Origin of the sequence: Maridesulfovibrio sp., assembly GCF_963678865.1 — a bacterium.
Classification (GTDB): Bacteria; Desulfobacterota; Desulfovibrionia; order Desulfovibrionales; family Desulfovibrionaceae; genus Maridesulfovibrio.
The window spans coordinates 3,667,705-3,693,272 of record NZ_OY787459.1; the positions used below are offsets into that span (position 1 = coordinate 3,667,705).

At 48.4% G+C, this 25,568-nt stretch carries 21 protein-coding genes; 10 read left to right on the forward strand and 11 right to left on the reverse strand.

Annotation, left to right across the window (positions count from 1 at the left end; genetic code table 11):
* Nucleotides 1-8: 8 nt before the first annotated feature.
* From ACKU41_RS16765 to ACKU41_RS16810, 10 genes are all read right to left on the reverse strand, one after another.
* Nucleotides 9-1,136 (reverse strand): HD domain-containing phosphohydrolase, encoded by a 1,128-nt coding sequence (locus ACKU41_RS16765; protein ID WP_319778684.1) that lies wholly within the window; start codon nucleotides 1,134-1,136, stop codon nucleotides 9-11.
* Complete coding sequence (locus ACKU41_RS16770) at nucleotides 1,123-2,337, reverse strand: response regulator (protein WP_321402394.1); 1,215 nt, start codon at nucleotides 2,335-2,337, stop codon at nucleotides 1,123-1,125. Before ACKU41_RS16770 ends, ACKU41_RS16765 begins: the two co-directional genes overlap by 14 nt.
* Nucleotides 2,338-2,578: 241 nt before the next feature.
* Nucleotides 2,579-3,454 (reverse strand): lipoyl synthase, encoded by an 876-nt coding sequence (gene lipA, locus ACKU41_RS16775; RefSeq protein ID WP_321402395.1) that lies wholly within the window; start codon nucleotides 3,452-3,454, stop codon nucleotides 2,579-2,581.
* Nucleotides 3,396-4,040: a lipoyl(octanoyl) transferase LipB gene (gene lipB / locus ACKU41_RS16780; RefSeq protein ID WP_319778687.1), complete on the reverse strand. Its 645-nt coding sequence runs from the start codon at nucleotides 4,038-4,040 to the stop codon at nucleotides 3,396-3,398. The genes lipA and lipB overlap by 59 nt, the downstream gene beginning before the upstream one ends.
* Before the next feature lie 226 nt (nucleotides 4,041-4,266).
* On the reverse strand, nucleotides 4,267-5,436 hold the full coding sequence (locus ACKU41_RS16785) for a small ribosomal subunit Rsm22 family protein (RefSeq protein WP_321402397.1): 1,170 nt from the start codon (nucleotides 5,434-5,436) through the stop codon (nucleotides 4,267-4,269).
* Nucleotides 5,426-6,991, reverse strand: coding sequence for an ASKHA domain-containing protein (locus ACKU41_RS16790; protein ID WP_321402400.1), 1,566 nt, complete (start codon nucleotides 6,989-6,991; stop codon nucleotides 5,426-5,428). The genes ACKU41_RS16785 and ACKU41_RS16790 overlap by 11 nt, the downstream gene beginning before the upstream one ends.
* An 87-nt stretch (nucleotides 6,992-7,078) precedes the next feature.
* The gene (locus ACKU41_RS16795) at nucleotides 7,079-7,876 is read right to left on the reverse strand and encodes a sirohydrochlorin cobaltochelatase (RefSeq protein ID WP_319778690.1); all 798 of its coding nucleotides are present in this window, start codon (nucleotides 7,874-7,876) and stop codon (nucleotides 7,079-7,081) included.
* Between the two features lie 156 nt (nucleotides 7,877-8,032).
* A complete protein-coding gene (locus ACKU41_RS16800) occupies nucleotides 8,033-9,808 on the reverse strand; it encodes a chemotaxis protein CheW (protein ID WP_321402404.1) in 1,776 nt (591 codons plus the stop codon).
* 5 nt (nucleotides 9,809-9,813) lie between these two features.
* Nucleotides 9,814-10,551, reverse strand: a complete 738-nt coding sequence (locus tag ACKU41_RS16805) for an Hpt domain-containing protein (RefSeq protein WP_321402405.1) — start codon at nucleotides 10,549-10,551, stop codon at nucleotides 9,814-9,816.
* Between the two features lie 24 nt (nucleotides 10,552-10,575).
* Nucleotides 10,576-10,971 carry a response regulator gene (locus ACKU41_RS16810; protein WP_321402406.1) on the reverse strand — a complete coding sequence of 132 codons (396 nt, stop codon included), beginning with the start codon at nucleotides 10,969-10,971 and terminating at the stop codon, nucleotides 10,576-10,578.
* A 157-nt stretch (nucleotides 10,972-11,128) separates the two neighbouring features.
* Here ACKU41_RS16810 and ACKU41_RS16815 point away from each other — a divergent pair, with 157 nt between their 5' ends.
* Complete coding sequence (locus tag ACKU41_RS16815; RefSeq protein WP_321402407.1) at nucleotides 11,129-11,719, forward strand: RNA methyltransferase; 591 nt, start codon at nucleotides 11,129-11,131, stop codon at nucleotides 11,717-11,719.
* 4 nt (nucleotides 11,720-11,723) lie between these two features.
* Here ACKU41_RS16815 and ACKU41_RS16820 read toward each other — a convergent pair whose 3' ends face one another.
* Complete coding sequence (locus ACKU41_RS16820; RefSeq protein ID WP_321402409.1) at nucleotides 11,724-13,391, reverse strand: glycosyltransferase; 1,668 nt, start codon at nucleotides 13,389-13,391, stop codon at nucleotides 11,724-11,726.
* A 195-nt stretch (nucleotides 13,392-13,586) separates the two neighbouring features.
* Between ACKU41_RS16820 and ACKU41_RS16825 the strand changes: the two genes are divergently transcribed.
* The 9 genes from ACKU41_RS16825 (at nucleotide 13,587) to ACKU41_RS16865 (ending at nucleotide 25,556) form a co-directional block, all read left to right on the forward strand.
* Nucleotides 13,587-14,195: an L-threonylcarbamoyladenylate synthase gene (locus ACKU41_RS16825; protein ID WP_321402411.1), complete on the forward strand. Its 609-nt coding sequence runs from the start codon at nucleotides 13,587-13,589 to the stop codon at nucleotides 14,193-14,195.
* Between the two features lie 954 nt (nucleotides 14,196-15,149).
* A complete protein-coding gene (locus ACKU41_RS16830; protein ID WP_321402413.1) occupies nucleotides 15,150-15,629 on the forward strand; it encodes an NUDIX hydrolase in 480 nt (159 codons plus the stop codon).
* Between the two features lie 59 nt (nucleotides 15,630-15,688).
* Nucleotides 15,689-17,107 (forward strand): glycogen synthase GlgA, encoded by a 1,419-nt coding sequence (gene glgA, locus ACKU41_RS16835; RefSeq protein WP_321405265.1) that lies wholly within the window; start codon nucleotides 15,689-15,691, stop codon nucleotides 17,105-17,107.
* Between the two features lie 85 nt (nucleotides 17,108-17,192).
* Entirely contained in the window at nucleotides 17,193-19,097 is a 1,905-nt protein-coding gene (glgB, locus tag ACKU41_RS16840; protein WP_321402414.1) for a 1,4-alpha-glucan branching protein GlgB, read from the forward strand.
* A gap of 275 nt (nucleotides 19,098-19,372) precedes the next feature.
* Nucleotides 19,373-20,356: a 4-hydroxythreonine-4-phosphate dehydrogenase PdxA gene (pdxA, locus tag ACKU41_RS16845; RefSeq protein ID WP_321402416.1), complete on the forward strand. Its 984-nt coding sequence runs from the start codon at nucleotides 19,373-19,375 to the stop codon at nucleotides 20,354-20,356.
* Nucleotides 20,357-20,558: 202 nt separating this feature from the next.
* Nucleotides 20,559-22,430, forward strand: coding sequence for a methyl-accepting chemotaxis protein (locus ACKU41_RS16850; protein WP_319778701.1), 1,872 nt, complete (start codon nucleotides 20,559-20,561; stop codon nucleotides 22,428-22,430).
* Nucleotides 22,431-22,879: 449 nt separating this feature from the next.
* Nucleotides 22,880-23,632, forward strand: coding sequence for a transporter substrate-binding domain-containing protein (locus ACKU41_RS16855; RefSeq protein ID WP_321402419.1), 753 nt, complete (start codon nucleotides 22,880-22,882; stop codon nucleotides 23,630-23,632).
* A 16-nt stretch (nucleotides 23,633-23,648) separates the two neighbouring features.
* Nucleotides 23,649-24,269 (forward strand): hypothetical protein, encoded by a 621-nt coding sequence (locus ACKU41_RS16860; RefSeq protein WP_321402421.1) that lies wholly within the window; start codon nucleotides 23,649-23,651, stop codon nucleotides 24,267-24,269.
* A 123-nt stretch (nucleotides 24,270-24,392) separates the two neighbouring features.
* Complete coding sequence (locus tag ACKU41_RS16865; RefSeq protein WP_321402423.1) at nucleotides 24,393-25,556, forward strand: GGDEF domain-containing protein; 1,164 nt, start codon at nucleotides 24,393-24,395, stop codon at nucleotides 25,554-25,556.
* Nucleotides 25,557-25,568: the final 12 nt, after the last annotated feature.

A 25,568-nucleotide genomic window follows, 5' to 3' on the forward strand; every position in this document is an offset into this window, starting at 1 on the left:
GTACTGGATCAGTCAACATATTTTAACGGGACCAGCACCCTTATTCTGGGCGACAGTTTTTTGGACCGATTGAAGTTATTGATTCTGGTTATGGCTGTTTTGGTTATTTCTGTGCCTTCGGCTACCAGATGGACTTCGTCTTCGCTCCAAAGTCCTTCATCCAGAATCATGCCCGGTTTGAGGGATTCCAGTTCAATCTCGCGGCGTACGTAACCGTCTTCCCCGGCGGTTCCTTTTTCAAGGACATCCAGCACCTTGGAATCGTAGACACCTTCTCTGCCTCGCATGATGGCGATGGTATCCATTTTGTTCATGGTCTGTTGGGTCAGGGTGTCATAATCGAGACAGGCTTTTAATACCTTTGATTCCACCGGCATGGTAGGGTTATCAACCAGCCTGTCATTCTGGTGTTGGATTATTTCTGAAACTGTTTCCATGCGTGGAATTTGTGAAAGTATACCCGCAGTCACCGCCGGGTGCAGATCATAGATCTGGCGTTCTTCTGCCGTAAGTTCTTCCCCTGTAAAGACTTTTTGGAGAATTGTGTCCGGCAGGGTTACGCATCCCAACTGCCCCAGCATGGCCGCAAGATCCAGATAAAGTGTTTGTTTCAGGTTCAGGTTTTGGCCAATGTAACCGGCAAGACGGCGAACCCTTTCACTGCGCCCGAATGCCTCCGGGTTGACCAGCCCCAGAATGTCCGTAAGGACTTTTACGCTTCCCCGTAATGTTCCGCGCAGGAGTTCCCGCTCGGCTATTATAAGGGAATACTGTTTCATTGCAGCCTCAAGGGTACGGATCATTTCTTCAATAGCGCTGGGTTTGGTCAGAAAGCGGAAAACAGAACCTTCGTTGACAGCTGATATAGCCGCCTCAAGGTCAGCATGCCCGGTGAGCATGACCCGTACTGTGTCCGGTGAAAGCTGTTTTACTTTGCTGAGAAAGGTAATTCCATCCATTTTCGGCATTTTAAGGTCTGAAACAACAATAGCATACGGTTCGGAGGTTTTGAGCATTTTCAAACCTTCTTCCGGGCCGAGTGCGGTTTCTACTTTAAAACGTTTGCGCAGTAATGCTCTGTATGTGTCCAGTATGTTCTGTTCGTCGTCTACAAAAAGAATTCTACTTTTCTTCATTCTGGCTCTCCAGCAGGGTGTCGCACGCTTCCCTCCAATCATTAATGTATGTTAAAACTCCGGCTGCATCCAGCTTATCTATATTAAGTTCTGAAAATTTATAGTCTGAAGCATGTGGAGTAATCTCATGTTGCAGTACATCTGCGGCGTGGACAGCATAGATCGGCTGAAACCCATCTCCGCAGTTTTCAAGAGAATGGTGATAGTATACTGTATTTACAATTTCTTCGCTGAAACCCCACAGGCCCAGCAGGTAAGCTCCAACCTCCGCATGGCTTACCCCGAGAATCTTTTTTTCCACATCTATGACCGGACCTCCGAATTCCCGAACTCCCTCCAGTACTTCCCGGTATTTTTTGTTCATCTCGGTGATGAATACAAATTTACCTATGTCGTGGAGTATACCGGATACGAAACAGATAGTCGCGATTTTGTCGCTTTCATTCATCTGCTTACATATTTTTTTGGCACAGTAGCCTGTCTGCAGGCAGTGTTCCCATAGTTTCTCTATTGAATAGGGGCCAAGGATGTCCGTATCAAGTTCCTGAAGAAGATGGACTCCCAGAATCAGGCCCTTTAATACGTCAGATCCCAGCAGCACTGTTGCCCGGGACGGACAGCAAACAGAGCCGTAGAAACCGAAAAAGGAGGAGTTAACCACTTTCAAAAGAGTCGTGGATATGCCGGGGTCCTGCTTTGCAAGTTCCCCTATTTTCTGCAGGTCCGGTTCCGGACTGTTAAGTTCGCTGGTTATTTTAATATACAAATCCGGGAGAGCCGGAAGAGTAACCAGACCAGTAATGATCTCCCTGACTCCTTTATCCACCAGAATATGTCGCATTCCCATCATTCGGCGGATAGTTTCGATCAGGACATCTGTGTTGCATGGTTTGCTCAGGAATTGGTGGATGTGTTTCGCGGACTTCAGAAGTGATTGCATCTCTGAATGACCGGAGAGCATTATCCTGATTGTATCTGGTTGAATTTTATCAATTCTTTTGAAAAGCTCGTTGCCGTCCATATCCGGCATTTTCATGTCGCTGATAACTATATCAAATTTAGTTTTGCCGACCATGTCCAGAGCTTCCTGTCCGGTGGAGGCAAACTTGCTTTTCCACTCTTTACGCAGGCCGTGCATTATGGCTTTAAAGCTGTCCAGTATGTTTTGATCATCGTCAACAAATAGAATTTTAGGGACCATAATTCACCAGAACTTTTTATATGTTTTTAACCATATCTTAATCTTAATTTAATAATATCGCTTTTTGTTTTTTCTTGTAAAGGCAATAACAAAATATGTTACAGTTCTGCCGATATTTATAATACGTAAGAAGGGTTGTTGGATAAAACGGCAGCTTATAATCTTTGCGCTAACAGAATAAAAAAACGGAACTTTCGTAATGAAAGTTCCGTTTTTAGTAGTTATTTCAAATATAGTTTCGCTAGAGCTTGTCAAAGGCCTCGGCAGCATTGAACGAACTGCGTACAAGCGGCGCACAGAACATGTGCGGTACACTTATTTTTTGACCGTATTCGGCGTACTTGTCAAAAACTGACGGTTCAACGTAGCGTTTCACTGCCGGGTGCGCCTTGGAAGGACGCATGTATTGCCCGATGGTGATTATGTCGCAATTAATTGCGGCAAGGTCGTTGATTACTTGATAGACCTGATCATCCGTTTCTCCAAGTCCTACCATAAGGCCTGATTTGGCGTGTATGTCGCTGAGTTGTTTGACCCTTTCGATCAGCTCAAGGCTTTGCCTGTAATCAGCCTGTGGACGGATTTCCGGGTAAAGCGCGGGCGGGGTTTCAACGTTATGGTTGATTACGTCCGGTTTGGCTGCGATGACTGTTTTCAATGCATCCAGATTGCCTTTGAAATCCGGAATCAGCACTTCCACTTTGCATTCTGGGTGTTCGGCACGGATGCGCTCGATGGTTTCCGCAAAATGGGCGGCTCCACCATCGGACAGGTCGTCACGGGTTACGGAGGTTACTACCGCATATTTCAGTTCCAGCCGTTTGACTGCTTCTGAAACTCGGCGCGGTTCGTCCGCATCAAGGGGATCAATCCGGCCGGGAGCGATGTTGCAGAAAGCACAGTTGCGTGTGCAGTTGCTGCCCATGATCAGGAAGGTCGCCACCTTGCGCGAAAAGCAGTCCCAGCAGTTGGGGCATTTGGCACTCTGGCAGACCGTGTTCAGGTTCAGGTCTTCCAACATTTTGCTGGTGTTGTTAAAGGTCCTTCCTGTAGGTAGCTTAACCCGCAGCCACGGCGGTATCCGTAAATATTTTTCCGAACTCTTCTCTGAAGACATCTTTTACTTCCTCGGTAGAAATTTCTTTGCCCGCCTCTCTTGAAAGGGAGGTAGGATGTGCGCCGTGCAGCCCGCAGAGGGTGATGGCGTCGAAAAGTTTCATGTCACTTGAAACATTGAATGACAAGCCGTGGTAGGTAATCCATTTCTTTACCCCGATGCCTATGGAGCAGAGCTTGCCGGGGCCGACCCATACTCCGGGCCTGCCTTCGCTTCTGGCTGCTTCCACGCCGAACCGGGCCGCTGTACGTATCGCAGTCTCTTCCATGTCATGGAAGAATTTCTTGATGCCGCCGCGTCTTTTTTCAATACGCATGACAGGGTAGACCACCAACTGTCCGGGGTAATGGCAGGTTATGTTGCCGCCCCGCGTGGTCGGGACCACTTCTGCCCCCATCTGCTTGAGGGCTTCTTCGCTGATGAGCAGGTTTTCCAATCCGCCCTGCCTGCCCAGTGTAACCACCGGCGGATGCTCCAAAAGATAAAGGGCATCACCTGCAGTCCCTTCCATGACCTGATTCAGCCGTGCCAGCTGGATTTTTTCAGCTTCCCCGTGGGGGATTAATCCAAGATCTATAAATTCCATTTTGATACGATTCGCTACTGCGTTTTTTATTGAAAAGATTTTGTCCCAGACCTCATTTCCACTCTCTTTCAAAGACGTTTTCTTCTGGGTCGCTCTTGGCGCACGAAGACAGATCTTGAATTGAGAGAAGGCGAGGCCCTACTAAAAAGTTTTGGGATTCTTAAACCCTTTTTCAAAAGGGTTTAAGCCTCCGGAGGGTTCCCCGAAAGGGCCGCCGGAGGCATTCTTATTTCTTTTTACGCTTATCGCTTTCCCGTATGGGCAGGGGGACGATCAGAGCACCGGATTTTTCATCCCGTTTTTCCTCTTCAGGAATGGGCATCCCGATAAGTCCTCCGGGATACAAAGTTTTTGCTCCACCTTGGGCAGAAAGCAGGATCTGTCCTTCGGCTGCGCAACCGTACTGGCCGAATCCTCCTTCATCAAGCCTGAAGGATTCTGATACCGCACGGATAAGCATTTCACCTTCACGCGGGCGCTCGGTTTCTTCCTTGCGCAGCCCTACATAGAGGAAGCTAAGGCTTACGTTGTCCTTTTCAAGACGGCACTCGGCTGAGAGTTTCTGCAACCATGCCGGGGCGTGGTCTGAGTCAAAATTGAAATGACACCATGCCTTGCCTTTTTCGCCGTTCATGGGACATTCTTCTTCATGGGTACAGGGTCCAAGAATGGGGAAACCAGCTTGCACAAATTCCTGACGGATTACGGAAATGACTCGCCCTGAACGGCGGATGCCCGGTTCAATGATCAGGATTCTGCCTTCCGGGGCCAGTTTGTGGACCATGGACAGACAGAATTTTTCCGCCCAGACCGGAAGCGGAATACGTGTTCCGGCAGAAGCTTCGTTGACCATGTTGGCGGTAACCAGCAGGTGTGCTTTCTCGCGCAGCTTGGAGGTTGATCCGCCTTTGACGTTGACCATGCGCCATGGTGATTTTTCCCCGGCCATTTCTGTGAAAAGCCTGCTGCCTTCGCGCATGGGTTTAGGGGTGCGGTCCACGTTGATGAAAGTCAGTTTTTTTTCGCGCAGATCCGGTCTTGCAATCCACAGGGCCTGAGCCACGGTGAGCGGCCCGGCGCCGAGATCGACGACGATGCCGTTATCAGGCAGATTGATATCCAGTCCCTGAAACAGACGTGCCATACGGTACAGGTTCCACGGCAGAAAGTAACGCAGGTAGGCATTCAGGCTTCGTGGATCGCCCATGTAGTCGTTGGACAGGTTGGAACGTTCCCCGGTCAGGTCGCGCGAAAGATCGCGGATGGCATATTTCAGTTCCGTGCTGTGTTTGCTCTTCAGGGGAACTGTTTTTTGCAAAATTTTTATGTATTTATCCAATTCCTTGGATACATCCTTGGTCGGCAGTGGGAAAAGTGAACTTACTTTAATAGACATATTTGAAAATCATCCTCTCAAGGTATTTCTGTCCGAAGTCACTGCTTCCGGCCAGTTCCAGAACTTTGGAACGAGCGGGTAGTCCGGCGGCGAAATCCCTTGCTTCTTGATTGTGCGTTAAAATTATAGATCCCGTCAGGGATGTGTTGCCTGCGGCGCGTGTTATAGTAGCGTTTTGCGCAGGGATGAATCCGGTTGCTACCAGATCATTAATATTTACATGCTGGCCCATGGCCCCGCCCAGAATCAGTTCTTTGAGGTCGGATGGCGCAAGTCCGGCTTCAGCCAGCAGGGCGGACATGGCCAGATTGAAAGCCGCCTTGACTTTCAGGATTTCTTCCACGTCCTGAGCCGGCAGGACCAGTCCTTCATATCCCAGATCAAGCACGGGAGTTCCATTTATTTCTTTCAGCCTGCTTGCCAGTTTTGCGGCGAAGGGCGTATTGCCGGGGCCGAATTGTCCTTCACGGTTCAGCACACCGGATTTAAGCAGCAGGCCGCAGAGAGACAGGTACCCGGTTCCGGTAATTCCCGGTCTTGAGGTTTGGTTCTGTCTCGAATTTTCAGTTTTTATCACCGATGGCGCAAGCCCCAGCGGATTCAGGTTGAAGCCGGAAACCGCTCCCGGTCCGGCAGTGCGTCCATTACTCATGCCTACCCCTTCAAGGGCCGGACCCATGGGCACAGAGCAGACAATGTATTCGTCCTCGGAAAGGCAGAGTACGAATTCCCCGTTAGTTCCCAGGTCGGCGAAAAGGTACGGAGGCTGTGCTTCTGGTTCAGAAAAATTCAGGGCCACAATACCCGCTGTTATATCCGCACCAACAAACGGGGCCAGATGTGGCGGGATGTACGCTTCGGGAAGCTTTGCGTCAAGCTTTACTAATTCTCCGCCTTTGCCGGGCAGGGAGTAGGGTGCTCGGCTCAATCCCTCCACGTTTTCCTGTGCGAGAATCGTAGTCATGGAAGGGTTGCCGGAGATCACAAGTTTATTTATCGGGCCGGTTTCAGATATAATTGCTTTGAGCCGTTCCGTGACCAGTTCGGATAGTATCTTGCGCTGCTCCGGCTTAGCGGCAAAAGCCAGCCGGGACATTACTTCGCTGCCAAGCCCGATCTGGGGATTCAGTTCCTGGCCTGATTTGATAATTTCGCCATTAAGGGTAAAGGCCCAATGCAGTCCGGTCGTGCCCAGATCCACGGCAAGGGCCAGATTTTCGGGCAGTTTTGATGAAAATTTGTCTGACACCCGCGGAACCACCCGTTCCGGTTCGGGCAGGAATATTTTTGCCGGTGTGGCAGGGTGCAGGCAGGAAAGCCGCCAGCCTGATTCTATTTCCGAGACGGATAATTTCAGCAGTTCTTCCTTGCGCGGCTGAGGGGGAGTTGATTCAAAACGCACCTTGCACAGCCCGCAACGTCCCATGCCGGAACAGAGCGGAACTCCCTGAAAGGCTCCGTTCAGGAAAAGGGTTTGGGCCATGTTCAGTCCGCTTGCGGGTGCAATCTCCATGATTGTTCCTTCATGGCAACGCACTGTGATTTTTTTATCCATTGTTCTCAGCCTGTAAAAAAATTAACCGCACCAGCATAATGTATATGCGGTGCGGAGGACAATCAAGCAGCAAATTTGTTATTGAGCTTATGCTTCAAGTTCACGGATGGCCTTTTCAAGCTTATCCATCCAGCGGCTGGCAAAAATATCAAATTCACCGACTCCCTGCACTACCGGAATGGGCTCAATACCGCGTGAAGCCACCACGTTCATCCATGATTTTTCGTGATCCCCGGCCATGTCTTTTTTTACATGGTTTCCGGCTCCGAATAGCAGGGGCAGCAGGTAGGCTTTTTTTATCCCTGACTCCTTTATGCGGTCACTGATTTTTTCAATGCCGTCTTCGGAGTTGAGTTTGCCGAGATAAGCATTTTTGTCCTTTGATTCCAGCACTTCCTTAAATCTGTCGTAGAGGGAATTGCCGCTGTCCGAATATTTGGAACCATGGGCAACGAGGATCAGGGCTTCGCTTTGAGGATCGCGCTCTTGCAGCAGATTCAGGATGATGTCGGAAATTTCATCAATTTCCTGATCATTGGTCAGCAGCGGTTCACCGAGAACTGCTTTTTCGAATTCTATTTCCCCTTGTTCGACCCTGCCCAGCAGCCTGCTGATATTCGTGAATTCCGTGCCGGGAATTACATGCAGGGATTGGACTACCACATGGGTAAAGCCCTCTGCAGAAAGATTTTCAAGGTTCTGCTTTACCGTGGGCAGTTTCTGCCCTTGTTCACGGAGCTTTTTGAGCACATGCCCGGAAGTGAAAGCGCTGAAGACCGGAATATCCGGGTGGGCCTCTTTAGCCATCTTCAAAATATTGCCCAGAGCCGAGCTTGCGGCCCTGTTTTTTGATCCGTGTGCTGCAAAAAGAATGGCTTTTTTCATCTGTTATTTTCCTGCGCTGATGGTTGTCTCGTTCGTGAACTCGCATGCATAGCAGACAAAACCCATGGAGAAAAGTTTTTCCTGAACGGCTGGAAAATTGCGGGGCATTCTACTTCTTGCTTAATTTGAATAACGGGTTTTACAGAATAAGAATAATCAGAATTCCCTTTCCATATGTGAAGCAATAAGCGTTTCCGAATCCACCACAAGTGCATCATGTTCCCCCATCATGCCGAAGCCGAGGATAGGCAGCTTATAAATGGTGTTTACGGGAAGGGTGAATCCGGTGACTACTGCTTTCTGCTGGCGCAGGACTTCATCAACCATGATTGCAGCTACAGTGTCACCCATCTTTACAAGGATAACTTTTGGAATGACTTCATCATCCGGTTCCGGGAGGTCAAAAACCTTGTACATGCGTATCAGTGGATGAACCTTGCCGCGAACGGAAACTGTTTCCCGTCCATCGGGCAGGTCTGTGAATTCTTTTTCCACGGGTTCGTATACTTCAAGGACTTCCCGACTGGGAAAGATGAAAGTTTCAGGTCCGACTGTGGTGACCAGTGCGTCCACAATGCCTTCATTTACAGAACGGCTTAAGGGAATGGCTATGGTGAAGGTTGATCCTGCGCCAAGTTCGCTGGAGATGGATACCTTACCGTCCAATGTGTTCTGGATAGCAGTCACTACCGCATCCATACCGACTCCGCGTCCGGAAATATCTGTTACTGCGCTGGCAGTGGAGAAACCGGACTGGAGGATGAACTCATAAATTTCTTCCTTGGTGTAATCAATTTCAGGATCGGCTAGCCCACGTTCCAGAGCTTTATTGAGCAGTATGTCCGCATCAAGCCCCTTACCGTCATCTATGATTTCAATGTAGGCGAAATCTCCTTTGCGGAAAGCATTCAGCTGAACCTTGCCGACTTCGTCCTTGCCGCACATCTGGCGGTCCTCGGAAGATTCTATTCCGTGGTCGAGGGCATTGCGCAGCAGGTGGACCAGCGGTTCATTCAGGCATTCCACAATGGTCTTGTCCAAGGCCAGTTCCTCACCGGCGGTGGTAAATTTGATGCGTTTGTTGAGCTTTTGGGAGGTTGATTTGACCAGTCTGTGCATGGGCATGAAGATTTGTTTCAGCGGCACCAGTCTGATTTCATCAACTTCTGATTGCAGATTGCGGATTACCTTATCCAGTTCGGACAGGCTGGAGGAAATTTTGGAAATATTATCCGTTTTGGTCTGGGCAATGACTGCGTAGGTAACCATAAGTTTACCAACTAACTCTATCAGTGAATCCAGCTGTTGGGTGGAAACACGGATGGATGAAATTGCCTGTGCATCTTTCTTTTTAGCGGAGGCAGGCTGGACTTTGCTGCTTTTTTCCTTTTCCGGAATCTGTTTGGCTGCTGCAGCCGGGATTTGGTCATTTTGCGGATCAGCAGTTATTTCCGGTTTATGAAGGCTGTCTTCAGGACCACCGGAAGGTTCCTGTGCCGGCTCTTCGACTTTTTCCCAGCCATCCGCTTCGTCCGGAATTTCTCCGGTCATTGCCAGCATCTCGGCCATCATTTCCTGTTCGTACTGATCCGGCGCATTTGCGAGGCCTTCACGGGATTTAAAGTCACATTCCGGTTCGGCTTCTTTTTTTGAATCAACGGGCGCGCCGCCATGATCCAGCAGTCCTCCGATGCAGTAGAAGAATTTTTTCTGGGCTTCACTGATATCCAGCAGGGCGGTGATAAGTTCCGGAGTTATGGTAGTGATGCCGTCAGCCAGCATGTCCATGAGGGCGATTATCTGTGCCGACCTCATTTGGGCATTATCAAGGCCCGTAGCCCTTAAGATATCATTAATATCACCTGAGCCGTGCTCAAGAGCGATAATTGATTCTTGAAGCTGGCTAATGCAACTGGAAATACTGTCCTTCATTCTCTTCAAACTCCGGTGTTGTTCAGGAAGCTTTCCCTGCTTTCAAAAACAGTCAGATACCGTTGGAAGCCCCATGAATAAAATGTGCTCATGCAATGGCTGTTCATGCCGGTTATACCTATATCACAGGTCTCGGAATATGAAGCTATAAGTTCGAAAAATGCTGACCCTACGGAGACTGCTGCTCCGAGATCAAAAAGAAGTCTGTTCTCGTAATTCACGGATTGCAGATTTTGGTCAACTATTTCAAGTTGTTTGGTGTTGTAAAGCCTGCTTACTTTCAGGTTCAGTATTTGCGCGCCCGGGAAATTTTCAATTTCCAAGGGGTCTATGTCTGATTCATCAACCCCTGCCGCCTTGGGACCGCCACCGGAGAGCCGGGCTTCAATCTCGTCCGTGAGGGTCTGGTCATAGCTGCCGGATTCCCGCAGCTGCTCAATGAGCATGAAGATTGTGTTTACGGATTCGATGGCGAGGGCGATCTGCATGAGATCATGTTCAACCTCTCCGGCCTGCATTTTTTTTAGAAAATCTTCCACTTTGTGGGTAAAGGTGGAGGCTGGTTCAAATCCGGACATAAAACCGGTGACGCCTTTGATGGTGTGCAGTGGGCGTGAAAGAACCTCGATTCCTTCTTCGATGCGTTGTTCGTCAAGGAGATCTATACCTTCCAGTACCTGAGGATAGTACTTGTCGTTTACTTCTGAGAAGAATTCTTCAACAAGGGAATCATCTTCACTCATCGCGTGTGCTCCGTCAGCCGCTGTTTATTTATTCATCAGCCCGATTTTTTCTAGTTCTTTATACAGTTTTTCACGTTCAACCGGTTTTACTATGAATGCGGATGCTTCAACGTCGTGAAAGGATCGTATTACTGTTTTGGGATCATCAAGTGCGGTGGTCATAATCACTCTGCAGTGCTTGGTAATCCCTTTTTTCTTTTCATAGGCCCTGATTTCTTCAAGTGCAGACAGCCCGTCCTGCTTTGGCATCATTATGTCCATAAGTATAAGCGTGTACGGCTCATTTTCCTCGCAGGCCAGTTTGAAAGCTTCGACCGCCTCTTTCCCGTCTACAGCGATGTCTATCGCGAAAAGCGGGGCAAGAAAGGTTGAGAGCAGTTTTCGTCCTACAAATTCATCCTCGGCAATCAGCGCGCGCATTAATTCCTCCATGCAAAAATAGATCAACTTAAATGATTACATATCATTTTTTTTAAATCAATAAAATGTCAATATCTATGATGATACTTGAAGCATAAATTTACGTCGACCCCAACTGCCCTTGCAAACTTGCCAAAGGTTGGGTACGCAGTACGCCATGGAAAGACAGAGAACACCTCAAAGAGAAGCAAGGGTCAGGGAAGTGCTGGCAAAGCGCCAGAAGGATTTCACGCTTATTATTGATAATGTATGGGATCCTCACAATGTTTCAGCCATCCTTAGAAGTTGTGACGCCTTCGGCATTTATGGCATTCACCTTTATTATACTGTGTCTCAATGGCCGGAGCTGGCGAAAAAATCTTCCGCTTCCGGCAAGAAGTGGGTTGAGCGGACCAGACATACTGATCCTGTAAAGATGGTCGGTGGATTGCGTGAGCAGGGGTATCAGGTTCTGCGTACCGGTTTTTCCGAAACAGCAAGGCCGCTTATGGATTTTGATCTCAGCATCCCTTCGGCTGTGATTCTCAGCAATGAACACAGCGGAACCGCCCCGGAGCTTGCCGAGCTGGTGCCTGATGAAGTGTACATCCCCATGCAGGGTATGATCCAGAGTTTTAATGTCTCCGTTGCCGCTGCGCTTATTTTGTACCATGGTTTTTCCCAGAGATTCGCCAAGGGCATGTATGACAGTCCGTCTTTTTCTCCGGAAGAGATGGAGAAACTTACAGCGGAATGGTTAGCACGCTAAAGCCTTAAAGTTTTTCAGCCAATTCCGTCCATTTATGCTCGACATCTTTCCAGAGGCGGGAGATGTCCCGGCTGAAAAGAGTGTTCAGGTCCTGTTCGCTGTATTTGCTCTCCAGTTTTATTTTGTTGCCGAAAACCTGAGCCATGGAACGCACATTGCTTGCCTTGGCAAGGCTTGAGTGCTGGATGTGTCCGATGCGCAGCTGTCCGGCGTATATGTGCTCATATCCGCCCAGCGCGGCACGCAGGTCCCGTTCAAGATCATCGAATTGAGTGGGATTGAAACGTACATCAAACGGGCCGCACTTATGGATGGCCTCCATGTTCAGCATGTGGCAGCAGCCCGAAACGTGCATTGCCGGGCGGGTATATGAAAACTGTCCGTAATCAAAGCCGTTGCGGCAGCTGTCAAAGATCTTGATTCGTTCGGTAAGCCCTTCGATCTGGGAGGTCCCGTTTCCGGGAGGAAAAAGGTGGTAGTCCGCAGATTGCAGAGAGCGCGGGGTTCCGGTTGAGGTTATGCGGCAGCCTACGGCGCCGGGGTCTTTATATTTGTCAGCTGTTGCCAGCAATTCTTCCAGCCAGTCGGACTCCAGCTCCACATCATCATCCAGGAATACTGCCCATTTGGCTTTGCGTACTTCCGGGTCTGCCAGAAGCCAGTTCCGTGCTGCCGGGGCACCCACGTTAACCTGCAGTTGTATTTTCTTGTAGTATCCCTGTTTGAAAAGATACTGAGCTTCATTCATAACCTGCCCGGTGTTGTCGTCAGAGCCGTTGTTCAAAGCATAAATACGCGCTTTTCCAATTTTTGATGCGGCCAGGTTTTTCAGGGTATTCTCAATGAGTTTTCCGTTATTCCATGAGTAGAGCAGTATGGCTGCCTCATCAGATTTTTCAAGGGCGCGTCCGGTCTCAATCGGGTTGAGCTGGCTGTGCAGTTTCTGCCCCCAGTTCAGGTTCCAGAAGTTGTTTTTCCATAGTTCGGCCAGTATTGCCGTCCCTTCATCTTTCTGCCCGGAGCGCAGCAGCAGTTCCGAATGCATGTAGTCCATCCACAGGGACCAGATGTCGTGGTCCAGCTTTTTCAGCTCATGCAGGGTTTCATCAATAGCCCCGTACAAAAAATTGAACTGTACTTTAAGTATTTGTTTAAGCTGGCTAAAATCATCATCCCATTTGACTAGATCCAAAGCTGTCCGAGGTAGCTCTGCGTTTCCCATGCGCAAAAGGGTGTCCCATGAATGGGCCAGCCAGTTCAGGCCGTCTGTTCCGCGAAGCAGCGGAAAAAGATGGCGGACAATCAGAGCCTGATCTCCGGCCTGAAGTAGATTGTCAAGATCCTGCAGGGGGATCTCGCTGACCGGGGCGGATATAATTTTCTGTAAAATTCTGATTAGGGCCGCCGGCAGGCATGCGGAATCGTTAAGACCCATGCATTTTGCCGCAGCACTGCGGTCAAGCGGGTTCTGTTGCCATGCGAGCAGAGCCAGTCCTGATCCCGCATCCGAGAACATGGGCGTTGCTGTTGAGAAATGCTGGAAAGCATTGATCATGCCGTTTTGGTGGGATAATTCTTCGGTTCCCAATACCCAGAGAGGGATGGAATCTTTTACAGCTGCAAGAAATGAATTTATTTTTTGTGCACTGAAATTATTTATAATGGCAACCATCTATTATCTCCATATGTTCTGATGCTGATTGCATTTTATTAAGCCAAAGCAGAGACAAAGTCATGCAGCTTCTGCGTGTTTTGCTGTAGTTCTTCAATAATGATAATTCAGGCAGACCAAAAGATGCTGGACATAAGGCATAAAACTGGTATTAGTAGTCGCTCCGTATGCCGTGATGTATTTGGAGTTAAAGTTATGAGTGAGCAGGAAGCTGTAGACATCATAAGAACTGGGGGAGTTTTGGTTTACCCCACGGAAACCCTTTTTGCCGTTGGCGCCGATGCCATGGACGAGAGGGCTGCAAACCGTGTTGCCCGAATAAAGGACCGCCCTGTTTCCAAACCTCTGCCTCTGATAATAGGCAGTATTGAGCAGCTTGATCTGGTTACGGAAACAATTTCTCCTGAACTTCTGAAGCTTACCCGTATTTTTTGGCCCGGTCCGCTTTCCATTCTGGTCAAAGCCCGTGAAGAGCTTCCCTCCGCCGTGAAGGATTCCAGAGGATATACTTCCGTGCGTTGGACCGAACATCCTCTGGCTGCCAGCCTTTGCCTCAAGGCCCACACTCCTCTAATTGCCACAAGTGCAAACATGAGCGGAAAGCCCGGTACCGGGGTTGCCGAAGAGCTGGATGAAGAGTTGACCATGATGGTGGAGGGCGTTTTCAATGCCCAGCCTGGTCCTAAGGGCGGAGAGCCTTCTACAGTTGTGGAGCCTTTGTCGGGAAACCGGATTAAGATTTATCGGGATGGGGTGGTCTCACGTTTGGCGCTTGCCCGTGCCGGATTTGTAATTATAGATTAAAAATTTTCTGGATAATGATTTTTTATGGCCTGTCCTCAAATGAGGGCAGGCTTTTTGATTTTAGATCGGTAAAAAATATTTTACTCCCGATCCTGTGTTTTCAGGTTAACCTGCGGTGGGGTAAAAAAATTTAAACCAATAAGTGTTTTTTTAGACTGTAGCTGCTGTTTGTATTTATATAGTTATTACAGTGTTTTATGTTTGATATTGCGTGCCTTTATGGGTTTGGCACGCCAGTTGCTAGATAGTAATTACCTTCAAACTTTTGCTGATAAAAATGCTGAAACGGGCCTCGTCGGAATTACCGACGGGGCCTTTTTCATTTGGGGGTATTTTTTTGAATTTAAATTTTGAAGATGGTCTTGAAACGGCGGTTTCTGATTTTTTGAGTTTTTGGCTTTTTTACCGGCTATACCGGTAAAAAATATTTTACTCCCGATCCTGTGTTTTCAGGTTAATCTGCAGTGGGGTAAAAAAATTTAAACCAATAAGTGCTTTTTCAGATTGTAGCTGCTGTTTGTATTTATATAGTTATTACAGTGTGTTATCTTTGATAATGAGTGTCTTTAGGTGTTTGGCACGCCAGTTGCTAGATAGTAATTACCTTCAAACTTTTGCTGATAAAAATGCTGAAACGGGCCTCGTCGGAATTACCGACGGGGCCTTTTTCATTTTGTGAAAGCGATTTCGGTGCTTTTCAGGCAGCTGTCCGGCTTTGCCGGACAGCCTGATTTCTTGTAAAACTGGGCTCTGTCCTTGATTAGGTAATTATTTCCAGAAACGGTTAAATATTTTGAACCTGCGAGAATTGTGTCAACGAAGTGGACTTTAGGAAAAAAATACGGATTCACTTGTAATGAGATTCTATTCGCGGTATTTACAAGAAATGATTGTCATTTGTTTTCTATGAAAAAAATAATATATTTGTATCAGATCTAAAGAAAGGCTGTTTTTATGGTCGGCTCAAAACCGTGTCCTCATTGCGGAAAAGATGTAGTGCATTACCGCAATCCTGTACCTACTGTTGATGTTGTAATTTATGATCCTGTCCTTGGTGTTGTGCTTATTGAGCGCAATAATCCTCCCCTTGGCTGGGCCTTGCCCGGCGGATTTGTTGATTATGGGGAGACTCTTGAACATGCTGCCGTGCGCGAGGCAAAAGAGGAAACCGGGCTTGATGTGGTCCTGACCGGATTGGTGGGGGTCTACTCAATGCCTTGCCGGGATGACCGCCAGCATACCATCAGTATTACCTACAGTGCTGTAACGGCTGATGTTTCGGCCTTGCAGGCCGGTGATGATGCCGGAGGGGCTCGTTTTTTCAAGTTGGACAGTCTGCCTGATCTGGTTTTTGACCACCGCGATATTCTTGGTGATTTTTCTTCAAAGCTGATCCGTCTGCAGGATCACGCTGCTGTTGGCAGTAAAAAATAATAAGCTGAAAATTGGGGGGAATCTGGGCAGTGCATGACATTCTTTATGTTACATCTGAAATGTATCCCTTTTCAAAAACAGGTGGCCTTGGTGATGTCATGGGGGCTTTGCCTCCGGCAATCCATGCCAAGGGAGTAAAAACCGCAGTCATAACCCCTTTTTACGGGCGTATGAATCTTGCCGGTCACAAATTGCGTCTGGTTTATTCCGATCTTCACGTAGGCTATCCGTGGCCCTCCACAACAGCGGAAATCTACCAGACCGAGTATGAAGGTGTTTCAGTATATTTTGTTTCCCGCGGTGAGTATTTTGACCGCCGACATTATTACAATACCCACACCGGCGATTATTTTGATAATTGCGAGCGGTTTATTTTTTTCTGCAAAGCCGTGCTGAAATGGGCGCGCCTGCTGCCTTCGCCTCCGGCAGTGATTCATTCACATGACTGGCAGTCGGCGCTTGTGCCTCCTTATCTTTATTTTGAGCGGAGGACGGACTCTTTCTGGAAAAATACCAGAAGTGTAACAACGATCCATAACCTTGCCTTCCAGGGCCGTTTTTCAGAAAGGCTTTTTCATGAATCCGGGTTGCCTGAGGAAGCGTGGGCCATGCACGGGGCAGAATTTTACGGTGACTTGAATATGCTTAAGGCCAGCGTCGCTTACAGTGACGGCGTGACTACGGTCAGCCCTTCCTACGCGGAAGAGATTCTGGAACCTGAATTCGGTTGCGGACTGGAAGGATTTCTGAACAGCCAGACCCACAAGCTGCTCGGTATCCTGAATGGTGCGGATTATTCTGTCTGGGATCCTTGTGAGGATATGTTCCTGCCCTGTTGTTACAGTGCCGAAGATGTTAGCGGAAAACAGGAATGTAAGCGGAGCATGCTACGTGATTTTTACATGTCCGATCAGCTGGAAGATAAGCCGGTACTCGGTTTTATCGGCCGTTTGCGGGACCAGAAAGGCATTGACTTGCTTATTGACATCCTGCCGAGGCTGATGGAGAAAGATATAGGTGTAATTGTACTGGGCGAGGGTGACCTCGGTTACGAAGCGCGGCTGCTGGAGTTTATGGAAGAATATCCCGGCCAGTTTTGTGTACAGGTGGGCTATACCGAAGATCTTGCCCATGGAATTCAGGCCGGTGCGGATATTTTTCTTATGCCTTCCCGTTATGAACCTTGCGGACTGACCCAGATTTATGCTCTGCGTTTCGGCACTCCCCCGGTTGCAACCTCTGTGGGGGGGCTGCGTGATACCATCACCCCTTACCCGGCAGCGGATGCCACCGGTTTCACTTTTGCAACCCCGGATGCTGATTTGTTTTTTGAAGCGGTGATGCAGGCCGTGGAGGCTTGGCATGACCGCGAAGAGTGGGAAAAGATGGTTAAGCGGGCTATGCTCAAGGCATTTACCTGGGATAAATCTGCCGGCGAATACATTAAACTGTACAGAGAGCTTGGCGCCAGACTATAATGTCTTCCTGTTTTTCAGAAGTTTAAAAAATTATACAAGCTGTTGAATGTATATAAATTCCAGCAATCCAGAGGATTTAAACCCGATGCCTGAGACCTTACCTGTTTATATTGCCCCGTTTGATCTGTTCCTGTTCGGCAAAGGAGAGCACTGGGATTTATACCGTATCTTGGGAGCCCATTTTGACCTGCAGGAAGGTCTTGAAGGCTACCGTTTTGCCGTATGGGCACCCAATGCCCGTGAAGTTTTTGTTACCGGGGACTTCAACGGCTGGAATAACCGGGACAACAAACTAATGCCTGTTGGTGTATCCGGAATTTGGGCCGGATTCATTCCCGGTGTGAAGCCCGGACAGATGTATAAATACCACGTTGTTCAGAGTAACGGGCATGAAGTAACCAAGACCGACCCTCTCGCTTTCCGTACTGAGATGCGTCCCGGTCATGCCGCAGTAACATGGGGACTCGATAACTATGAGTGGCAGGATGAAGAATGGATGGCAGAGCGGCGTGAAATCGGATTGCCTTTGGATAAGCCGGTTTCAGTCTATGAGGTTCACCTCGGTTCATGGCGCAGGGAAGGTTGGGATTACCGTTCCTACCGCCAGCTTGCCAAGGAGCTGATCCCCTACGCCAAAGATATGGGGTTCACTCATATCGAACTTATGCCCATTTCCGAGCACCCTCTTGATGAATCTTGGGGGTATCAGACTACCCATTATTATTCACCGACTTCCAGACATGGAACTCCTGATGATCTGCGTTATTTCATTGACCAGTGCCATCAGGCCGGGTTGGGGGTTCTTCTTGACTGGGTTCCGGGTCATTTTCCGAAGGATGATTGGGGATTGGGTCGGTTTGACGGCTCCGCTCTCTATGAGCATGCCGATGCCCGCAAGGGCGAGCATCCCGACTGGGGAACCTATATTTTTAATTTCGGGCGGCACGAGGTCTGTAACTTCCTGCTTGCCAACGCCCTCTACTGGCTCAAGGAATTTCATATTGACGGTTTGCGTATAGATGCCGTGGCTTCCATGCTTTATCTTGATTATTCACGCCGTGAAGGGGAGTGGATTCCCAACGAACACGGCGGTAATGAAAATATTGAGGCCATAGAGCTGCTCAAAAGACTTAATACAGTAGTCCATGAACAGTTTCCCGGTGCCATGATGATTGCCGAGGAATCAACCTCATGGCCCGGTGTTTCCCGCCCTGTTTACACCGGTGGGCTCGGTTTCACCTTCAAGTGGAACATGGGCTGGATGAATGATACCCTTGATTACATTGAAAAGAGTCCTATTCATCGTTCCTACCATCATAACAATCTAACCTTTTCCATGATCTATGCTTTCAGCGAGAATTTTTTTCTGCCCCTCTCGCATGATGAAGTTGTGCATGGCAAGGGTGCTTTGCTCTCCAAGATGCCCGGTGACATGTGGCAGCAGATGGCTAACCTGCGACTGCTTTTCAGCTATCAGTGGGCGCATCCGGGTAAGAACCTGCTTTTCATGGGGTGCGAGTTCGGGCAGTGGAATGAATGGAATTGCCGTCAGGAACTGGACTGGATGCTGCTCGATTTTCCTTCCCATCAGGGGCTGCGCAATACGGTTATCGACCTGAACCGGGTCATGCATGAGAACCCGTCCATGTACAAGCATGATACTGACTGGTCCGGATTCGAGTGGGTGGATTTTAACGACTACAAATCCTCGACTATAAGTTTTTTGCGTAAAAGCGAAGGGGATGCTCCCATCCTTTGGGTGTTTAATTTTACTCCTGTCGTGCGTTCAGGATATTGTCTCGGGTGTCCGCAGGGCGGCAACTGGGCGGAAATATTCAATTCGGATGCCGAAATTTACGGCGGTTCCAATGTGGGGAATGTCGGCAAGGTCAAGGCCCGCAAGGCCGGAGATCTCGGTGCTTTCCCCTATTATCTGGAATTGACCCTGCCCCCCCTCGGAGCTATTGCACTTCGCCCGGAGCAGGCGTAGAAAAATGCCTCCGGCGGCCAAAGGGGAAGGGGGAACTTTTGCTGACGCCAAAAAGTTCCCCCTTCCCCTTTGGAATCCCCATCCCCTTCAAAACGCGCTAATAAGCTTCGCATGTAGTTTATAGTGCGACTTTTAATAATGATAACGTAATGGCGCGTGAAATCTTGCGAAGTTGAAATTTGTCCAACTGGCTGTGCTGTGTGGCGAACCTTAATTAAATTTTCTTTGGCCCCGGAGAGCCGCCGGAGGCAAATTCTTTTCTGGAGATATAACCTATGAAAAAAAATATATGTATTACTTTGGGTGATCCTAATGGATTGGGCCCTGAACTGGCCTGCCGCCTGCTCGCAGAGCGTCCGGCTGACCGTGCTTACCTGATGATCGGACCGGAGAATGGTCTGGAGTATCATCTTGAGCGTTTGGGGCTGGAAAAATTTTATACTGTCCTCGATGATCCCGAGCAGATTGTTGATGCCGAACCGGGCTATTATCTTTATTGTCCGGAAGTGTTGAAAGATTTCGAGTTGCAGGTCGGTGTGGCAGACCCTGAAGGGGGACGCTGTGCCGGTGAAGCCATGGAAACGGCTATGGATCTGCTTAACCGTAAAGTTCTGGCCGGGCTGGTAACCTGTCCTTTGAATAAGGCTATGCTGCAATTGGCCGGGTTCGATTTTCCAGGTCATACTGAATTTCTGGCTACCCGTTCTGGCGTAGGCCGGGAAAATGTATGCATGCATCTGGGCGGCCCCAGACTCAAAGTCAGTCTGGTAACTACGCACCCCAGATTTGTTGATATCCCGGAATTGATTACCAAAGAACGGATTCTGCGCTGCATAGAACTTACTGACGGTCTGGTAAAATCATTGGGGCTTGATAAACCTATTGCGGTCTGCGGGCTTAATCCCCATGCCGGGGAATCCGGGCGCATCGGTGATGAGGAAATCAAGGTAATTGAGCCTGCCCTTGAAGAAGCGCGGGCCAAGGGATTTAATGTTGAAGGTCCTTTTCCAGGTGATACTGTTTTCTACTTTGCGGCTCAGGGTGATTACAGTGCCGTGTTGGCCATGTATCATGATCAGGGGTTGGCTCCGCTTAAGCTGCTTCATTTCAGCGAGGCTGTTAACATCACTCTCGGGTTGCCTTTTCCGCGTACTTCCCCGGATCACGGGACGGGATATGATATTACCGGCACAGGTAAGGCTTCTCTCGACAGCTTCAAGGCGGCTATGGACTGCGCTGTGATGATGGTTGATGCTTAGTGTAATATTTTTTTCAGGCCCGCAGATTTCAAGTCTGCGGGCCTTTTTCTTATGCAGTTCAGGTATAATGCCGATAATATAGATACTGATGTTTGCAATAGTGTGGACCTAAAGTTGGAGTTGGGTTATTCTAAATGTCCTTTATTTTTCGACTCAGAGTGAGTGTTCGCATGTGCTGTAAACTTTATTTGGGGGGAAGGACATGAGTTGGGTTTCCCGAAGCCTGTTGAGAGTCATTTTGTTGCCGATAATCCTATCCATCATGATTGGAATCGGCAGTCTGGTATTTTATGTACAGAATTCATCATATGAAATGGTCCTTGATAATTCCTTGGACTCAGCCTCCAGTCAGGCCTCCATTATTGCTTCCTCCCTTGATCTTTTTGTTACTGATACAGTTGCGGCGGTTAAGAGTCTTGCGGGACAGGAGGCGGTTAAGGATGTTTTTAAAGGCAAAGCCTCATATGCCGGAAAATTGTTCAAGCAAACCATGCGCGACAATGAAGTTATCTGGGCTGTGCTCACATTTGACCGTAATGGTAAAATCCTGTCTGGATTAACCAGTCAGGGAGGTGTTCTGGATGGACTGGATATCAGTTCCCGGGACTACGTGAAAGCTATTTTGAAGGGCAAGGATACTTATATAACGGAGTCTGTTTTCCGGTCCAAAACCGACAAGAGCTTACTTTTCGGTGCCAGTTCTGCGGTTAGGGATACTAAGGGAAATGTGCTGGGCGGTATAGCGGTTTTCGGTGACTGGCTGAAATTTGCCAATCGTTTTGTGCGTCCTGTCGTTGTAGGAACTGAAGGTTATGGCGTGATTACTGACGCTTCCGGTAGGGTTCTTTACCATCCTGCGGAAAAACTTATTTTAGAAGATTTAAGCAAGTACAATTTTATGAAAAGGGCCCTTGCATCCGGAAACGGGAAAGAATTTTATGACTGGCATGGACGCAGCAAGGCCATGATTTTCAAGACCGACCCCAAGACAGGCTGGATTGTCATGCTTACCGCCTATGAAAGTGATTTGGCTTCGGCTGCCGTGATGCAACGCAATGTGTTGATTATCGTAGGTGGGCTGATTGTTCTGGTGGTTTGCGGCATTGTTTATTTTTCAGTACGCAGACTGGTAATTTTTCCTGTTTCCACCGGAATGCATGTGGCAAGGAAAATGGCTTCCGGCGATCTTACGGATTCCGTTAGCAGTGAATCTCCCAATGAAATCGGTAAGCTCATGCGTTCTCTCGGTAGTATGATAACTTCATTGCGCGAGGTTGTGCTCGGGGTAAAGTCTGCTGCGGAGCAGGTAGCCGCAGGCAGTGAGGAAGTTGCTGCATCTGCCCAGCATCTTTCAGCAGGAGCCACAGAACAGGCCGCTTCCGTGGAGGAGGTCTCAGCATCTATTTCCCAAATGACAAGCAATATTTCCAAAAACACCGAACTTGCCGAGCAGACTCGTGAGATTGCGGTCAAAACCGCTCGGGAAGCTGTGAATGGAGGGGAGGCAGTTTCCCAGACAGTGAATGCTATGCAGGATATTGCTGAGAAAACTTCCATCATTGAGGAAATTGCCCGCCAGACCAATCTATTGGCTCTGAATGCCGCCATCGAGGCAGCCCGGGCCGGTGAACACGGTAAAGGTTTTGCCGTGGTTGCTTCAGAAGTGCGCAAACTTGCTGAGCGGAGCGGTTTTGCTGCCGGAGAAATCAGGGAGCTGACCGGATCAAGTCTGGAAGTTGCAGAGAGGGCCAAGCAGGTACTGAGCTCCATGATTAAAGATATTAACCGGAATGAGGAGCTTGTTGCTGAAGTTGCAGCAGCCAGCCGGGAACAATTCGAGGGCGGGCAACAGATTTCAAAGGCCATAGTGCAGCTTGATGAGGTCATCCAGCGTAATGCCGCTTTCGCGGAAGAGCTTTCCTCCACTTCTGAAGAACTGTCAGCGCAGGCGGTAAAACTTCAGGATACAATGGAGTTTTTTACTGTTCCGGCATATGGGACCCGCATGTCCTCCGACATCCGAAACAATGCCGGACCTGTTATGGCATTGAAGCAGGGGGATGATGATTTTTAAATAAGTGGAGCTGACAATTCATGAAAACGACTTATCTTATAAATAAGACATCGTTTTTTGATGGATTATCAGGAGGAGATGTTCAGGGCATGGTTTGAAATGTCCATAGCCGCAGTCCTGTTTCCTTATTTGAAGGATAGCGGTTGCCGGATCCGGGCAGGAGGCAATTGCTCTTATCAGGTTGTCCACTCTTAGTGCGGCGCTATGTAACTCAGGATCTGCTGTTGGGTAGCCGGGTTGTTTACGGCGAGGACAGGGATCAGTTGCAGAACTTCTTTCGTGTAGCGATGAAGCGGCGGAAAATCTCCTCCTGTTCACATAAATTATGGTTGTGGTTAGAGTGAAGTGCGGTACATCTGATGTGCCGCACTTCTGCTTTGGTGATTTGCACTTGCCCAACATTTAGAAAAGGTACATATTTAAGTAAAAGCAAGATTGGAGTTCATAATATGAGTGTCGGGCGTTTCAAAATATTTATCACAATATTTATTCTACTGCTCGGTTTGAAGGCTGGAAATGCTGACGCTGACAATGTTGTTTACCTGAGTTCCCTTGAATGGCCGCCTTATGTAGGGAAACGTCTTCCAGAAAACGGTTCCAGTGCCGAAATTGTTCGTAAAGCCTTTGCCGCCATGGGTTATGAACTGAAAATATTGTTTTTGCCATGGAAAAGGTCCATGCATATGGTTGAGGTGGATTTTCAGGTCGTCGGTTATTTCCCGGAATATTATTCCCCGCAACGTGCTGAAAAGTTTATTTTTTCAAAAAGTTATGGGTGTAGTTCGGTCTCTTTGCTGGAACATGTTAAAAGTCCGGTGGACTGGGATACTGTTGACGATCTGGCCGGGCTGCGGGTCGGTTTTGTCTCTGGATACGTAAATACCCCTGAATTGGATGCGGCCATTGCCAATGGAACGGTCCGTCCAAATTACGCTCCTACAGATAAGAACAATATTCTGAAGGTAGCCAAGGGCAGAATTGATTGCGCAGTGGTGGATCCCTTGGTTTACAGTTATCTGGCTGCAACAGATCAGGATATAAAAAAATATAGCGATACTATGGAGATTAAGCCGAGGGCCTTCGGTGTTAACGAACTTTATGTTGCTTTCAGAAAAGATGAGCAGGGGCGGTATTTTTCAAGGATTTTGAATGAAGGTTTGAGAAAAATAGGTGTTGGCGGATCCTGTGACCAACATAACTAATTCAAGAGGTTGTTGAATGTCTGGCAGTGAAATTCCCCGGTCAAGTTTCGAGAAACCATCGCTTTATTTATTGTCGCTGCTGCTGAATCCCGACGGGGCTGCTTCCGGCCAATCCATCCCATCCGATTTCGGGACACTTACTTTTCGTAAAATGGACCTGTTGCAGGAGCGGGGACGGATTCCGCAGTTGGTACTTGATTATGAGCTTGCGGGCGGTTCATTTCAGGCCGTTTACTTCGGGCATGTATCGCCATTCAAGCTTCACCGTACTGAGCTTAAGCACAACGGCGCGGTTGTGAAGCATGTTTTTTCCGAAGCTGCCGGCGGGCATATTCATATGGAAACGGCTCTGCCTCCTTCAGGATTGCCGCAGGGATTGGACTGGAAGATTGTTGCCGGAAGCCTTTGTTTGTGGAGGGCCTGTGTCGGGTTGCCTTCGGGGTGCGATAAATCTCTTGGCAAATATTTTTCCAAGATGAAGTCGGTCTCCCGCTACCAGTGGACCAATGACAGGTTTGAGATACAAGACAGTAATATTCTGGAAACATGGTCTTCGGATATACCTTGCGGAGAAGCAGAATGTATTAACTTTTCTATTTTTTTTGCTAATGGATTGATAGCAGGAATTTCGTTTTGACTTGCAAATAAAATTTTTATACTTCATAAAAAATAGTATACTGTAATTGTATGAAATGCCATATTGCTTGACTTAAGGCGTTGCCGGAGTTAAGTCTGCCCCTCGTTATATTTTGGGGGGAACGTGATCAAACGTAATTTTCGGGGCGAGTTTCTAGACACCGAGCTGGAAGAATCGTTTCAACATGATAAATGGCCTTCAGTTCGTTTCAGGCTGCTTTTTCTATACATTGTAACTATCTCTACGTACCTTTTGGGTGCGTGCAGTGACTTTTATGATCTGGGTCCCGGATCAGAATTTTACACTATCTTGATCGGCAGGATAGGGGCCTGCATGATCGGTATATTAGCTTTTGTAGTGCTCTTCGCCAACAGGGTCAGATTGAGTGTGCAATACACTCTAATGTCTGTCGGTATGTTTTCTTTTCTGCTTGTAGAGTCTTTGGAACTGGTGGTTAAGGCTTCAGCCGTCGGTACACTCAGTGTTCCGACTACGGTATTTATTGTTCTTGCATACTATATTCTGCTCCCTCCTCGCCTTGTGCCTTCACTTGTCGCCGCTGTTTCAGGATCTGTGCTTTATCTTGGTGCTCTGTCCACTCTCGTCCCTGTTCAGTCCGGAACTTTTGTTAATTCTGCTATTTATCTTTTTCTGGCGAATGGATTCGGGTTGTTTTTCCTGTTCACGTTCGGCATATCCCTGCGCAGGGAATACGCAGCGATCAAGGATTTGAAAAGACTGGTGGAGTTTGATGAACTTACCGGGGTCAGCAGCAGGCGAAAGGTGCTGGAGTCCGGGGTCGGTCTGTTCAGGTCCGCCCGCCGGTTTAACAGTAAGCTGGCAGTGTTGATCATGGATATTGACCATTTCAAAAAGATTAATGATGATTACGGGCACCACGCTGGTGATGACGTTCTCAGGGAAACAGCAAAACGCTGTTCCGCAGTATTGCGTGACGTTGATTCTTTTGGGCGTCTGGGTGGTGAGGAGTTTGTGATAATTCTGCCCCATTCAAGCCTTTATGATGGAATCAAAGTAGCTGAAAGGCTGCGTGGAGCAATTCGTGCGCGGATGTTTCAGGTGGAAGATTACTACCTGTCTTCATCGGTCAGCATCGGGGTTGCTGAATTGCGGGACCATGGAGATTTTGCCGAATTGTTGCAGGATGCTGATAGACAATTGTACCGGGCCAAGAACAGTGGCCGGAATCAAGTTTCTCCGGCTATGTTACGGGCTGTCAAGCCGATCAAGCCCATAGATATTTCGCAAGAGGGTGGAAGAGTTTAGCTCTTCCACCCC